Annotated in this window: 13 protein-coding genes; 8 read left to right on the plus strand and 5 right to left on the minus strand. The window is 72.3% G+C overall.

Annotation, left to right across the window (positions count from 1 at the left end; genetic code table 11):
- From AB0K34_RS18540 to AB0K34_RS18555, 4 genes are all read right to left on the minus strand, one after another.
- A partial coding sequence (locus AB0K34_RS18540; RefSeq protein ID WP_364549898.1) for a branched-chain amino acid ABC transporter permease occupies window positions 1–605 on the minus strand: 605 nt, incomplete at its 3' end.
- 12 nt (window positions 606–617) lie between these two features.
- Window positions 618–1,856 carry an ABC transporter substrate-binding protein gene (locus AB0K34_RS18545; protein ID WP_138638649.1) on the minus strand — a complete coding sequence of 413 codons (1,239 nt, stop codon included), beginning with the start codon at window positions 1,854–1,856 and terminating at the stop codon, window positions 618–620.
- A gap of 10 nt (window positions 1,857–1,866) precedes the next feature.
- Window positions 1,867–2,559, minus strand: coding sequence for an ABC transporter ATP-binding protein (locus AB0K34_RS18550; protein ID WP_364549900.1), 693 nt, complete (start codon window positions 2,557–2,559; stop codon window positions 1,867–1,869).
- On the minus strand, window positions 2,546–3,319 hold the full coding sequence (locus tag AB0K34_RS18555; RefSeq protein ID WP_138637191.1) for an ABC transporter ATP-binding protein: 774 nt from the start codon (window positions 3,317–3,319) through the stop codon (window positions 2,546–2,548). The genes AB0K34_RS18550 and AB0K34_RS18555 overlap by 14 nt, the downstream gene beginning before the upstream one ends.
- Window positions 3,320–3,577: 258 nt before the next feature.
- Between AB0K34_RS18555 and AB0K34_RS18560 the strand changes: the two genes are divergently transcribed.
- Entirely contained in the window at window positions 3,578–4,909 is a 1,332-nt protein-coding gene (locus AB0K34_RS18560; RefSeq protein WP_364549902.1) for a tannase/feruloyl esterase family alpha/beta hydrolase, read from the plus strand.
- A gap of 26 nt (window positions 4,910–4,935) precedes the next feature.
- Window positions 4,936–5,949 (plus strand): PHB depolymerase family esterase, encoded by a 1,014-nt coding sequence (locus tag AB0K34_RS18565; protein ID WP_364549904.1) that lies wholly within the window; start codon window positions 4,936–4,938, stop codon window positions 5,947–5,949.
- Between the two features lie 10 nt (window positions 5,950–5,959).
- Here the strand turns inward: AB0K34_RS18565 and AB0K34_RS18570 are convergent, their stop codons facing one another.
- Window positions 5,960–6,988 carry a PHP domain-containing protein gene (locus AB0K34_RS18570; protein WP_364549906.1) on the minus strand — a complete coding sequence of 343 codons (1,029 nt, stop codon included), beginning with the start codon at window positions 6,986–6,988 and terminating at the stop codon, window positions 5,960–5,962.
- Between the two features lie 84 nt (window positions 6,989–7,072).
- Here AB0K34_RS18570 and AB0K34_RS18575 point away from each other — a divergent pair, with 84 nt between their 5' ends.
- From AB0K34_RS18575 to AB0K34_RS18600, 6 genes are all read left to right on the plus strand, one after another.
- Entirely contained in the window at window positions 7,073–8,350 is a 1,278-nt protein-coding gene (locus AB0K34_RS18575) for a histidine kinase (protein WP_138637199.1), read from the plus strand.
- Window positions 8,347–9,012: a response regulator transcription factor gene (locus AB0K34_RS18580; RefSeq protein ID WP_301177018.1), complete on the plus strand. Its 666-nt coding sequence runs from the start codon at window positions 8,347–8,349 to the stop codon at window positions 9,010–9,012. Before AB0K34_RS18575 ends, AB0K34_RS18580 begins: the two co-directional genes overlap by 4 nt.
- Window positions 9,013–9,144: 132 nt before the next feature.
- The gene (locus AB0K34_RS18585) at window positions 9,145–10,101 is read left to right on the plus strand and encodes an alpha/beta hydrolase (protein ID WP_364549908.1); all 957 of its coding nucleotides are present in this window, start codon (window positions 9,145–9,147) and stop codon (window positions 10,099–10,101) included.
- On the plus strand, window positions 10,094–11,239 hold the full coding sequence (locus AB0K34_RS18590; RefSeq protein ID WP_364549910.1) for an acyltransferase: 1,146 nt from the start codon (window positions 10,094–10,096) through the stop codon (window positions 11,237–11,239). Before AB0K34_RS18585 ends, AB0K34_RS18590 begins: the two co-directional genes overlap by 8 nt.
- 11 nt (window positions 11,240–11,250) lie before the next feature.
- Window positions 11,251–12,300 (plus strand): alpha/beta hydrolase, encoded by a 1,050-nt coding sequence (locus AB0K34_RS18595; RefSeq protein WP_364549912.1) that lies wholly within the window; start codon window positions 11,251–11,253, stop codon window positions 12,298–12,300.
- Window positions 12,301–12,353: 53 nt separating this feature from the next.
- Window positions 12,354–13,535: a helix-turn-helix domain-containing protein gene (locus AB0K34_RS18600; RefSeq protein ID WP_240807697.1), complete on the plus strand. Its 1,182-nt coding sequence runs from the start codon at window positions 12,354–12,356 to the stop codon at window positions 13,533–13,535.
- Window positions 13,536–13,602 lie beyond the last annotated feature (67 nt).

Genomic DNA, 13,602 nt, shown 5'->3' on the forward strand with positions numbered 1-13,602 from the left:
CCGGCGAACGCCGCCAGCGCGATCCCGAACCCGAACACCGGCGTGACCCAGCGGCCCACGTCGATGCCCAGCGCCCGCGACAACTCCGGCTTCTCGGTCGCCGCCCGCACGATCATCCCCACCCGGGTACGGGTCAGCACCACCCACACCGCACCGCACACCAGCACGGACACCGCCAGCACGAACACCTGATAGGCCGGGTAGCTGAACAGCCCCAGGTTGATCGACCCGTCCAGCGCGGACGGCCTCGGGTAAGGCTGCGACTGCACGCCGTACTGCCGCTTCACCAGGTCTTGCAAGATGAGCGCCAGACCGAAGGTGAACAGGAAGTTGTAGAGCGGATCCAGCGGCGCCAGCCGCCGGATGAACAACCGCTCAAGCACCACGCCCAGCAGCCCCAGCACGACGGGGACGAGCGGCAGCGCCAGCCAGAAGTTCAGGCCGAGCGAGTCGAGCGCGATGAACGCCCCGAACGCGCCCAGCATGTAGAACGCGCCATGGGCGAAGTTGACGACGCCGAGCATTCCGAAGATGACGGCGAGGCCGAGGGCGAGCAGGGCGTAGAACGCCCCGCCCACCAGGCCGTTGAACGCCTGTTGCAGCACGTCGGGCCCGCCTCAGAGGGAGCAGGCGGCGTCGGGCTGCTGGAACGCCTCGGCGGCCGGGATCGTCTTGACGATCTTCTCGTAGTCCCACGGCTCCTTGACCTCGGCGGACGGCTTCACCTGCGCGATGTAGGCGTCGTGGACGAGCAGGTGGTCCTCGGCGCGGACCGTGCCGGTGGAGGTGAACACGTCGTTGACCTTGTGGCCTTCGAGCTGCTTCACCACGTCGTCGGACTTGTCGGTGCCGCCGCGCTGCACGGCCTCCAGGTACTGGAGCGCGGCCGAGTAGTCGCCCGCGTGGACGGCCGTCGGGCGGGCGCCCGTCTTGGCCTTGAACTTGTCGGCCCACGCGCGGTTGCCCGCGTTGGCGTTCCAGTACCAGAAGTCGGTGAAGTACGTCCCCGCGAGGGCGTCCGGGCCGAGCGAGTGGATGTCCGTGAGGAACATCAGCCCCACCGCGAGACCCACGCCCTTGTCGCGCAGCTTGTACTCGTTGTACTGCTTCACCAGGTTGACCAGGTCACCGCCGGCCTGCATGGCCCCGAGCACCTGCGGCTTGGGGTCGAGGCTGGGCGCCTTCAGCAGGAACGTGGAGAAGTTGTCGTTCGGGAACGGCGTCGGGTCGCTCTTCACGACCGTCCCGCCCGCGCCCTTCACGGCCGCCGTGAAGGTCTTCTCCATGTCCTGGCCGAACGCGTAGTCCGGGTAGACGATGTACCAGTTCTTGGCGCCGTCCTTGGTGACCTCAGTGCCCGTCCCGTGGGCGAGCATGTAGCTGTTGTAGCCGTAGTGGAAGGTGTACTTGTTGCACTGCTTGCCTTCCAGCTCCGTGGTCGCGCCGCCGACATCGATGAAGACCTTCTTCTTGTTCTTCGCGACGGTCGCGACGGCGAGCGCGGCCGACGACGTCGGGACGTCCACGATCAGGTCGGCCTTCTGCCGGTCGTAGAGCTCCTGCGCCTTGGAGTTGGCGATCTCCGGCTTGTTCTGGTGGTCGGCGGAGACCACCTCGATGTTCTTGCTGACGGCCTTGTCACCGTACTTGGCCTTGAAGTCGGCGACGGCCATCTTCACCGCCTCGACGGCGTTCTTGCCCGACAGGTCGGCGTAGACGCCGGACTGGTCGGTCAGCACCGCCAGGACGATCTTGTCGTCGCTGATCTTGCCCCCGCCCCCGCCGGGCCCGCCCGCGCAGCCGGCCAGCAGCGCTCCGGCGGTCGCGATCGCGGCCGAACGTCCCAAAAGTTTCATGGGGGTCTCCCTAGATTCCGAGGTACTGGAGGAGTTCGTCTTCACGGGCGCGGACCTCGTCGTTGTCCATGGACTCGACGATCCGGCCCTCGGCGAGCAGGTGGTGGCGGTCGGCGACGGTGGCGGCGAAGTGCACGTTCTGCTCGATCAGCAGGACGGTCACCCCGGCGGCCTTGACCTCGCGCAGGATGGCGCCGATCTGCTGGACGATCAGCGGCGACAGGCCCTCGGTGGGCTCGTCGCACAGCAGCAGCCGCGCGCCCGTCCGCAGCACCCGCGCCAGCGCGAGCATCTGCTGCTCACCGCCCGACAGCTTCGTCCCGGGGAACCGCCGCCGCTCCTTCAACCGCGGGAACGTCTCGTACACCCGCTCCATCGACCACGGGTCCGGGCCCATGCGCGGCGGAAGCGTCAGGTTCTCCTCCACCGAGAGGGAGGCGAAGATGCCGCGATCGTCCGGCACGTAACCAAGGCCGAGGCGCGCGCGCTTATGCGGGCTCAGGGAGGAGATGTCCTCGTCCAGGAATCGGACCGTTCCGGACGTCCCTTTATGCAGCCCCATGAGCGAGCGCAGAAGCGTGGTCTTGCCGGCGCCGTTACGGCCGACGAGCGTCACGATCTCGCCCTTGTCGACGTGCAGCGAAACGTCGCGCAGGGCCTGGGCCTCGCCGTACCAGGCCGACAGTCCGTCAACGCGCAGCATGGGAGTCTCCGAGGTAGGCAGTGACCACGCGCGGGTCGTGGCGGATCTCGGCATACGGCCCTTCGACCAGGACCTGGCCGTGCTGAAGCACCGTCACCCGGTCGGCCAGGCTCGCGACCACACTCATGTTGTGCTCGACCAGAACCACCGTCCGGCCCGCGCGGACCTTCTTGATGAGCTCGACCGTCCGGCCGACGTCCTCGACGCCCATGCCGGCGGTCGGCTCGTCCAGCAGCAGGACCTTGGGGTCGAGCGCGAGGGCCAGCGCCAGTTCGAGGGCCCGCTTGCGGCCGTAGGCGAGCGCGCCCGCCGTGACGTCGGCGTGCTCGCCCAGCCCGACCTGGTCGAGCAGCTCGGCGGCGCGGCCGGAGTAGCGGCCGAGCGCCGCGTCCGACCGCCAGAACCGCCAGCCGAGGCCGCTGCGCCCGGCCAGCGCCAGCTCCACGTGCTGCCGCGGGGTCAGCTCGGCGAACAGGCTGGTGATCTGGAACGAGCGCGCCACGCCCAACCGGGTGATCGCCTCCGGGCTCCGCCCCGCAAGCTCGTGCCGCCCCAACCGGACGCTGCCCGCGGTCGGCTTCAAGAACCCGGTCAGCAGGTTGAACAACGTCGTCTTGCCGGCGCCGTTCGGCCCCACCAGCGCGTGCACGGACCCCTCCCCCACATCCAGGTCCACACCGTCCACGGCACGGAAACCGCGGAACTCCCGGACCAGGCCCCGCGCCTTCAGCACCGGGGCCTGCGGGACGGGATCGCCCATGCGCCCTCCTCAATCTCGTCTAAGGTGACCCGAGACACACCGGGCCCTCGTGACCGGGAACGCTAGGTCGCGCCCGCGGGCCGGACCATGTGAGCGGCCCCCATATTCGGACCGGCCGATACGGCTGTGACCCACATCACGCGCAGGTCAGCACGCCCCGCACATGGCGGCCTCCGCCGATATGTGGACGGGCCACGTGGTCGCGGTCACAGCGGGCGCCCACCATGGCGGGCACTGACGCCGATCCGAGGAGCCGGAATGCCCGTCCGCACCGCCGCCCTGACCGCCGGCCTCGCCACCGGCGCTCTGGTCGCGGCCCTCGCCGCACCCGCCCACGCCGCACCGGGCCACACCTCACCGGGCCATGCGCGGGAACGCGCGCTCACCGTCCCGGGAGCCGAGAAGCTGGTGTCGGCGCGGCTGGACGACCTCACCACCGCCGGGACGGTCGCGTCCGGGCACACCGTCCCCGCCGACTTCGCCGGCCTGCACGCCGCCGGGACGCGCAACCCGTCCGGCGTCCCCGGCATCCAGCTGGACGGCTATTTCCCGGACGACTCCGCCTTCAACACCACCCACGGCTGGAACCATGACGCGCAATTCGTCATCCGGCTGCCCGACCGCTGGAACGGCGGCCTCGTCGTCGCGGGCTCTCCCGGCAACCGCCGCCAGTACGCCAACGACGTCACCATTTCCGACTGGGCGCTCGCCAAGGGCTACGCCTATGCCGCGACCGACAAGGGCAACAGCGGCGTTGAGTTCTACAAGGACGGCCGCCGCCCCGGCGACGCCGTCGCCGAATGGAACCACCGCCTGACCCAGCTCACGCGCGCCGCGAAGAAGGTCGTCGCGAAACGCTACGGCCGGTCGCCCGGCCGCACCTACGCGGCGGGCATCTCGAACGGCGGCTACCTCGTCCGCTGGCAGTTGGAGAACCGGCCGGAACTCTACGACGGCGGCATCGACGCCGAAGGCACGCTCTGGCGCGCCGGCGGCCCCAACCTGTTCACCTATCTCCCGTCCATCCTGCGGGCCTACCCGGCCTACGCGGCCACCGGTGACCCGTCCGCCCACAAGGCGCTGCTGAAGGCGGGGCTGGCACCCGGTTCGGAATTCCTCTGGCCGTTCCACGACCAGGTCTACTGGGAACTCACCCAGCGCATCTACCGCGAGGAATTCGACCCCGCCTACACCGGGCCGGAAGCCGAGTACGACTACGCCTCCCGCCCGAAGGAAGTCCACCGCGCGGTGGCCCGGATATCCCTCACCGGGCAGATCCGCAAACCCCTGATCACCCTCCAGGGAACCTACGACACGCTCCTGCCGATCGGCACCGACTCGGACGTCTACGCGAAACTCGTCCGCGCCCGGGGAAAGGCCCCTTACCGCTACTACCGCCTGGAGGCCGCCAACCACGTCGACGGCCTCTACGACACCTACCCCGACCGCCTCCGCCCGCTCCTGCCCTGCATGCGCACCGCCTTCACGGCCCTCGAATCCTGGACGCGGAACGGCACGCCCCCGCCGAAGAGCGCGACGCTTCCCCGCCCCGCGTCCGGCGACCTGGTCAACACCTGCTCCCTCAGCTGACACCGGAACCGAGGAGGTCTCGTGTCATGAAGTCCACCCCGATCCTCACGGCCGCCGCCGCGCTCGCCCTCACGGCGGCCACCGCCTCCCCGTCCGCGGCCGCCGCGCCCCTCGCCGGAGCGCTTCCCCAGCACACGATCAGCGCTTCCTACGTCAGCGGCATCTCGTCCGGCGGATACATGGCGGACCAGCTCCACGTCGCCTACTCGGGGACGTTCAAAGGCGCCGGCATCTTCAGCGCCGGCCCGTACCACTGCGCGCGGGGAAGCGTGGTCACCGCGCAACTCGCGTGCATGAACGACCTGTACGACGACAATCCCGCGGAATTGGAGCGCACGGCCCGCGACCGGGCGGCCCAGGGACGCATCGACCCCGTGGCGAACCTGGCCGGGCATCCCGTCTGGATTCACCACGGGACGAACGACATGACGGTCAAGCAGTCGGTGAACGACGGGCTCGCCGGTTTCCACCGCGATTTCGGCGCCGCCGTCTCCTACAACAAGACGTCCCCGGCCGGGCACGCATGGGTGAGCCCCCTCGGCCCCAATCCGTGCACGGCGACCTACACGCCCTACATCAACAATTGCGGCGACGACCCGGAGGGCGCGATGCTCGCGCACCTCTACGGGAGCGTGGCGCCGCCCGCGTCCGCACCCGGCGGAATGCTCATGGAGTTCGACCAGAACGCCTATGCGCCGAACGGCAGCGCCTCGTCCATCAGCATGGACGCCAAGGGATTCGCCTACATTCCGGCCGCGTGCGAATCGAGCACGTGCCGGCTGATGGTCGCGCTGCACGGATGCCAGCAGGGCCGCAGCCTCGTCGGCACCACGTTCGCGACGAAGACGTACCTCAACGAATACGCCGACACCAACGCCACGATCGTCCTGTATCCGCAGGCCACCGCGTCCAGCTGGACGGGCGGTAACCCGCAGGGCTGCTGGAACTGGTGGGGCTACGGCGGCGACACCGCCTACGACATGAAGGGCGGCAAGCAGATCGAGACCATCATGCGCATGGTCCACGCCCTGGGCGGCTAGTCGCCCGGAGTCAGAGTTTGGAACGCGTCCAGGCCACCAGCTCGTCGGCGGGAAGGGTGTTGACGAGCTGGGACGCCTCGACCCCGCACCGGGCCGCGCGCTCGCAGCCGAAGGGCTGCCAGTCGAGCTGGCCCGGCGCGTGGGCGTCGGAGTCGATGGAGAAGCGGCAGCCCGCCTCGGCGGCGACGCGCAGCAGTCGCTTCGGCGGGTCGAGCCGTTCCGGACGTGAGTTGATCTCGACGGCGACGTCGTAGGCGGCGCACGCGTCGAAGACGAGCGCGGCGTCGAACTCCGACTCGGGCCGCAGGCCGCCGCGCTTGCCGCCCGCCTTCACGATCCGCCCCGTGCAGTGCCCGAGGACGTTCACCCGCGGGTTCGCGATCGCGGCGACCATGCGCTTCGTCATGGCGACCCGGTCCATGCGGAGCTTGGAGTGGACGCTGGCCACGACGACGTCGAGGCGTTCGAGCAGGTCGGGGGCCTGGTCGAGGGTGCCGTCCTCCAGGATGTCGACCTCGATCCCGGTGAGGACGCGGAACGGCGCCAGTTCCTCGTTCAGCGCGGCGACGGTGTCGAGCTGGCGGCGGAGGCGGTCGGCGGACAGGCCGTTGGCCACCTTGAGGCGCGGGGAGTGGTCGGTCAGCGCGAGGTACTCGTGCCCGAGGCCGCGCGCCGTCTCGGCCATCTCCCGGATGGGCGAGCCGCCGTCCGACCAGTCGCTGTGGGTGTGCAGGTCCCCCTTCAAGGCGGCGCGGAGCGCGGCGGCGGCCTCGTCGAGCGGCCGCCCCTCGGTCGCCTCCAGGCGGCGCAGGTAGACGGGGGTCTCGCCGCGCAGCGCCTCCTCGATCACCAGCGCGGTGACCTTGCCGATGCCGGGCAGCGCGGTCAGCGTCCCGTCGCGGGCGCGGTCGGCCAGTTCGTCCGGCGGCGTCCGCTCGGCGAGGTCGGCGGCCGTGCGGAACGCCCGCACGCGGTAGGTCGGCTCGTGGGCGCGCTCCAGCAGGAACGCGATGCGGCGCAGCGCTTCGACGGGCTCCACGCCTCGCACCGTACCCAGGTATGACCTGATGCGTCCCACCACGGTGTCATCCGGGTGAGTCCGCGGCGGCTTTAGCCTGGCGGCATGGCCGGGGACAATCTCACGCTGCGGGGCATCCTGCGGGACGTGCTGGTGGCCGCCGCGTTCACGGGCCGGGCGGACCCGGCCCCCCTGAACCGGCCCTGGCCGCTGCTGCTGCGCTGGACCCGCTACATCGGCGTCGGCCGGCTCCCCTACGGGCTCGTGACGAACCTGTTCGGGCTCGCGCTCACCGTCGGGCTGGTCGCGGGGACGGTGTCGCTGCTGACCACCGAGACCACACGCCGCGGCCTGGACGTGTCCGACGGGACGAAGCTGCTCATCGCGGTCGCGGTCACCGCGCCGCTCGCGCTGCGGGACCGGCATCCGCTGGGCGCGTGGCGGCTGAGCTTCGCGGCGATGGCGCTGGTCGACGTGGACGGGTGGCTGACCGTCCCGTACGTCCCGGCGGGCACGTTCGCGGCGATCGTGTGCGTGTACACGGTCGCGGTGCGCTGCTCGCGCGACATCACCCTCGGCGTCGGGATCATCTCCTTCGCCGGGGTGTGGATCAAGGACCCGGAGACCGGGGCCGGGGCGTCGGTGCTGCTCCTGCTGCCGCTGACGGTCGGCTACGCCGTCCGGGTGCGGCGGACGTCGCGGCGGGAGCTGGCCGAGCAGGAGCGGCGGCACCGGGACGCCGAGGCGGTGCTGACCGAGCGGCAGCGGATCGCGCGGGAACTGCACGACGTCGTCGCGCACCACATGTCGATGATCGCGATCCAGGCGGAGGCGGCGCCGTACAAGGTCGCGGAGGTCCCGGACGAGACCCGGCGGGACCTCGCCGAGATCCGCGCGACCGCGCTGGACGCGCTGACCGAGCTGCGCCGGATCCTCGGCGTGCTGCGCGCGGAGGACGGCGCCGAGACCGCCCCGCAGCCGAGCCTCGACCGGCTCGACGAGCTGGTCGGCAACGCGCGCGGCGCGGGCCTGCGGGTGGAGACGCGGCTGGAGGGCGATCTCGCCGGGCTGCCGCCGGGCGTGGGCCTCACCGCGTACCGGATCATGCAGGAGGCGCTGAGCAACGCGATGCGGCACGCGCCCGGTTCCCGGGTGGACGTCGAAGTGTCCCGAGATGACGGTCTAGTGTGGCTCGGCGTCGTGAACGGCCCGCCCGCCGCCGGACAGGTCCCCGGCACGCCGCTGCCCGGCGGCGGCCACGGGCTGCTCGGGATGCGGGAGCGGGCCGCCGCGCTGGGCGGCGAGCTGACCGCCCGCCCCACCGCCGAGGGAGGATTCGCCGTGACCGCCACGCTGCCGCTGAGGGCGCGGGAGACGACGTGACGATCCGGGTCGTGATCGTCGACGACCAGGGCATGGTGCGCGCCGGGTTCGGCGTGCTGCTGAACGCCCAGCCGGACATCGAGGTCGTCGGCGAGGCGGTGAACGGCGAGGAGGGGCTGCGGCGCATCGCCGAGCTCGCCCCGGACGTGGTGCTGATGGACGTCCGCATGCCGGTGATGGACGGCCTGGAGGCGACCCGCCGGCTCCTGTCCGAGACGTCGGGCGACGTCCCGAAGGTCCTCATGCTGACGACGTTCGACCTGGACGACTACGTCTACGCGGCGCTGCGGGCCGGGGCCAGCGGGTTCCTGCTGAAGGACGCGTCCGCGACCGAGCTGGCCGACGCGGTGCGGGTCGTCGCGGCGGGCGACGCGCTGCTGTCGCCGTCGGTCACCCGGCGGCTGATCGCGGAGTTCTCCCGGCTCGGCGGGCCGCGCGCGCCGTCCCGCAAGCGGCTGGAGGAGCTGACCGAGCGGGAGACGGAGGTCCTGGGGCTGGTGGCGCGTGGCCTGTCCAACGGGGAGATCGCCGCGAAGCTCGTCGTCGCCGAGCAGACCGTCAAGACCCATTTCGGGCGGATCCTGATGAAGCTGGGGCTCCGGGACCGCCCGCAGGCGATCGTCTACGCCTACGAGGTGGGGCTGGTCCGGCCCGGCGACTGATACCCGGGTGGCACGCCGTCGGACCGTGGTCGCACGCCGCAAGACGGCTCCGCCGGGTGATCCCCGGCCGGGTGTCCGATTTCTACCTTCCTGATCAGTGCTGCGAACCACTGACCAGGAAGGACGGGCCCGATGCCGGGTGTGCGCCAGTCCCTCGCCGCCGTGTCGCTCCTCGCGGCGGGCTCGGCGGCCCCCGCGGCGGGGCACGCCGACCCGTACGCCGCTCCAGGGCCGCTGCCCGCGCTGTCCGCGCTGTCCGCGCCGGCCCTGACCGCCCGCTACCAGACCACCGAGCGGGACATCGGCCGGGCCCTGGCCACGGCGAAACGCGTCCACGATGAGGACCGGGCGCGCGCGCTGTCCGCCTTCCTGGGCTCGGGCAGGCGGTTTCTTGCCTTCGACCCGCGCGGCTCTGGACGGGCCGTCGAAGTCGTCGGCGACCTGGAGCACGCCGACCGCATCGCCGTCGTCGTTCCCGGCGCGGACAACACGCTGGCCAACTACGACTCGCCCAAGTTCGTCGGTGGCGGAACCCGAGCCCTCTACCAAGAGGCTCGCGGGAACGCCGCGCACTCACGGTTCGCGGTCATCGCCTGGCTCGGTTACGACTCGCCCTCCACGCTGAGCCCCGGCGTCCTCACGGGCCGCCGAGCCGAGGACGGCGCGCGCGGGCTGGAGCGCCTCCTCACCGGCATCCACCGGGTGAACGGGAACGCCCGGTTCGCCCTGCTCTGCCACAGCTACGGCTCGGTGGTCTGCGCGAAGGCCGCCCCGCGCATCGGGCCACTGCCCGCGGACGACATCGCGCTCTTCGGCAGCCCCGGCACGACCGTCGACACGGCCGCCGACCTGGGGACGCCCGCGCGCGTGTGGGCGGGCCGCGCCAAGGGCGACTGGATGCGCTACGTGCCCAACGTCCGCTTCGCAGGGCTCGGCTTCGGCACGGACCCCGTCTCGCCGCGCTTCGGCGCACTCCGCTTCGACGCCGGCACCGGCCCGCACAGCGCCTACCTCAAGCCCGGCTCGCGCGCGCTTCGCAACCTCACCCTCATCGCCCTCGGCCGCACCGCGGAGGTCAGCCGTGCTTGACACGCGTTTACGAGAAGCGAACGTCCGCCCGGCCCGCGCGCCGGAACGCGACTACGCGGTGGACGCGCTGCGCGTCCTCGCGATCCTGGGCGTCGTCCTCGGCCACTGGCTGGTCACCGCGTTCGTCGCGGACCCCTCCGGTCACGACCTGCACGTCACCAGCCCGCTGAAGACGATGCCCTACCTCGCACCCATCTCCTGGGTCTTCCAGACGCTCGCCGTGTTCTTCCTGGTCGGCGGCTACTCTGCGGCGAAGTCGCGGCGTCCCGGCGAAGCGTGGGGAGCGCTGATGCGGCGGCGCCTGACCCGGTTCGCGCGGCCCCTGCCCGTCCTGGCCCTCGCGTGGATCCCGGCCGCCATCGCCCTGCGGTGGGCCGGGTTCTCGTCCGGCACCGTCCGGACGATGCTCGAACTGGTCCTGAGCCCGCTGTGGTTCCTCTGCGTGTACGTGGTGCTGACGGCGTGCGGCCCGCTGATCGCGTCCGCGTGGGACCGGTTCGGGCTGCCCGGCGCCGCGCTCCTCGTCGCGGCGACCACCGCGATCGACCTCGGCCGCTTCGCGCTCGACACGCCCGGGTGGACGGGCTGGGCCACCGTCCTCACCGCCTGGCTCCTGCCGTTCTACCTCGGCACCGGCTGGGCGCGCGGCGCGCTGCGCTCCCGCCGCGCCGGGCTCGCCCTGCTGGGCGGCGGCACGGCGGCGACCGCGCTGCTCGTGCTGCTCGCCGGGTATCCGGCGAGCATGGTCGGCGTGCCGGGCGCCGCGGTCTCCAACCTCAGCCCGCCGACGCTCGCGGCCGTCGCGTTCGGCCTCGCCCAGACCGGCCTCGCGGTGCTGCTGCACGGGCCCCTCACCCGCTGGACGCGACACGCCCGGGTGCGGTCGGCCCTGGACGCGTCCGGCCGCTCCGCGATGACGGTCTTCCTGTGGCACCAGACCGCGCTGATGGCCGTGACCTCGGTGACGCTCCTCACGTTGGGTAGCCTGCAAGGGGTGCACACGGCACCCGGCCGCCCGGAATGGATCATGATGCGGCTGCCGTGGCTGGCCGCCTTCGCGGTGGCGCTGGCCGTGCTCCGCGCCCTGACCGGCCGGTTCGAACGGGCGCCGCGCCGCCGCACCGACCCTGGATGGTAGACATACGCACGATGCCGCCGAACGCCGTGATGCCGGGGTCCCACGTCCGGCGGCCGCCGGGGACGCATGTCCGGCGGCCGCGCTCGCGGCGGCTGCGCCGGGCCCTGGCGGGCGCCGCGTCCATCGGCGTGATCATGCTGACGACGGCCGGGACCGGGCACGCCGACCCCTACGCCGCGCCCGTCCGCGTCCCCGAGCTGGCGCCCTCGACGCTGGACGTCCGGTACACCGCCGAACGCGGCGCCATCGAGGAGGCGCTGAAGACGGCGCAGTCGGTCGGCGACACCGACCGCGGCAAGGCGCTCGGCGCGTTCCTCCAGCCCGGACGCCGCTTCCTCTACTTCGACCCGCGCGGCGGCGGGCGCGCCGTCGAGGTCGTCGGCGACCTCACCCGGGCGCGGCGGGTCGCGGTGCTCGTCCCCGGCGCCGACACCACGCTGTCCGCGTTCGACACGCGCGGCGGCAAACCGTGGTCGACACCGGGCGGCGGCGCGCGCGCCGTCTACGCGCAGGCGCGTTCCATGGCGCCGGACCCGGAGCTCGCGGTCGTCGCCTGGCTCGGCTACGCGGCGCCCAAGACGTTCAGCAGCGACGTCCTCACCGACGACCGGGCCGACGAAGGCGCCGGGAAACTGCGCCACTTCGTGAAGGGCCTGCACCGGGTCAACCCCAGCGCGACCGTGGGTCTGCTCTGCCACAGCTACGGCTCGGTGGTGTGCGGCCGTGCGGCATTGGACGCGCCCAAGAGCACGTCCTGGCGTCACGTCACCGACATCGCCCTCTACGGCAGTCCCGGCACGTCGGCCTGGTCGGCGTCCAAGCTGAGCGGCACCGCCCGCGTCTGGGCGGGGCGCGGCACGACCGACTGGATGGAGGACGTCCCCCACGTGCGCTTCCTCGGCATCGGCCTCGGCCCCGACCCGGTCTCCCCCGAGTTCGGGGCGCGAGTCTTCGACGCCGGATCCGGCGGCCACAGCGACTACCTCGCCCCCGGCTCGGCGTCGCTGCGCAACCTCACCGACATCGCGCTCGGCCGCGCCTCCGAGGTCACGCACGGCTGACCCGTCCGGCACTCGGGGTCGGGTCATCATCGGGATAGTGGCACCCTGGGGTGGTGGACACCGCGAACGAGGCCGAAATCCGCGACCAGACCACCCAGCGCCTGGAGAAGGCCATGGGGACGTTCGGCACCGCGGCGCTGGCGAGCATGGAGGAGCAGCTCCCCTGGTTCCGGCGCATGCCGGCCGACCAGCGGTCCTGGATCGGCCTCGTCGCGCAGGCGGGCATCGCCGCGTTCGTCGAGTGGTTCAAGAACAACGAGAAGACGCGCCCGGCCATCGCCGGCGAGGTGTTCGGCACCGCGCCCCGCGAGCTGCTGCGCTCCATCAAGCTGCACCACACCATCGACATGATCCGCGTCATCATCGAGGTGGTGGAGACCCGGCTGGACGAGCTCGCCGCGCCCGGCGGCGAGGCCCAGCTCCGCGAGGCCATCCTCCGCTACACCCGCGACGTGGCGTTCGGCGCGGCCCAGGTCTACGCGCGCGCCGCCGAGACGCGCGCCGCCTGGGACGCCCGGCTGGAGGCCCTCGTCGTCAACGCGGTGCTGCGCGGCGAGGTCGACGACGGCATGCACTCGTGGGCCGCCGCCCTCGGCTGGACGTCCAAGCCCGTCACCGTCATCGCGGGGTTCACCCCGGAAGACGAGGAGCCCGAGGTCACCATCGACCAGATGCAGCTGGCCGCGCGCCGCGCGCGCGCCGACGTGCTCGCCGGCGTGCAGGGGCACCGCGTCATCGTCATCGTCGGCGGCGATATCGACCCCGTCGAGGCGGCCCGCCCCATCGCCGCCAAGTGCGGCCCCGGGCCCGTCGTCGTCGGCCCGCAGGTCGCCGACCTCTACGAGTCCACCCACTCCGCGCAGGCCGCCGTCGCCGGCCTGCGCGCCGCCGCCGGATGGCCCGACGCGCCCCGTCCCGTCCACGCGACCGAGCTGCTGCCCGAACGCGCCCTGGACGGCGACGACGACGCGCGCCGCTACCTCGTGGAGAGCGTCTACAACCCGATGCTCGCCGCCGGCGCGCCCCTGCTCGACACGCTCACCACCTACCTCGAACAGGGCTCGTCGCTGGAGGCCACCGCGCGGCTGCTGTTCGTCCACCCCAACACCGTCCGGTACCGGCTCCGCCGCGTCACCGAGCTGACCGGGCTGGCGCCCACCGACGGCCGCAACGCCTTCACCCTCCGCATCGCCCTGGTCCTCGGCCGCTTCGGGACGCGCTCCGCCCACGGCTGACCTCCCGGCCGACCCCTACCCGGCGGACGCGCCTTCAGGGGTTGTAGGGGTCGTACAAAGGGTTCCG

Source organism: Actinomadura sp. NPDC049382 (assembly GCF_040677125.1).
Lineage (GTDB): Bacteria > Actinomycetota > Actinomycetes > Streptosporangiales > Streptosporangiaceae > Spirillospora > Spirillospora geliboluensis.

Coding starts and splice junctions, on each gene's coding strand:
- AB0K34_RS18545 (WP_138638649.1), bottom strand. CDS start 1,856: ATGAAACTTTTGGGACGTTCGGCCGCGATCGCGACCGCCGGAGCGCTG.
- AB0K34_RS18550 (WP_364549900.1), bottom strand. CDS start 2,559: ATGCTGCGCGTTGACGGACTGTCGGCCTGGTACGGCGAGGCCCAGGCC.
- AB0K34_RS18555 (WP_138637191.1), bottom strand. CDS start 3,319: ATGGGCGATCCCGTCCCGCAGGCCCCGGTGCTGAAGGCGCGGGGCCTG.
- AB0K34_RS18560 (WP_364549902.1), top strand. CDS start 3,578: ATGCCCGTCCGCACCGCCGCCCTGACCGCCGGCCTCGCCACCGGCGCT.
- AB0K34_RS18565 (WP_364549904.1), top strand. CDS start 4,936: ATGAAGTCCACCCCGATCCTCACGGCCGCCGCCGCGCTCGCCCTCACG.
- AB0K34_RS18575 (WP_138637199.1), top strand. CDS start 7,073: ATGGCCGGGGACAATCTCACGCTGCGGGGCATCCTGCGGGACGTGCTG.
- AB0K34_RS18585 (WP_364549908.1), top strand. CDS start 9,145: ATGCCGGGTGTGCGCCAGTCCCTCGCCGCCGTGTCGCTCCTCGCGGCG.
- AB0K34_RS18595 (WP_364549912.1), top strand. CDS start 11,251: ATGCCGCCGAACGCCGTGATGCCGGGGTCCCACGTCCGGCGGCCGCCG.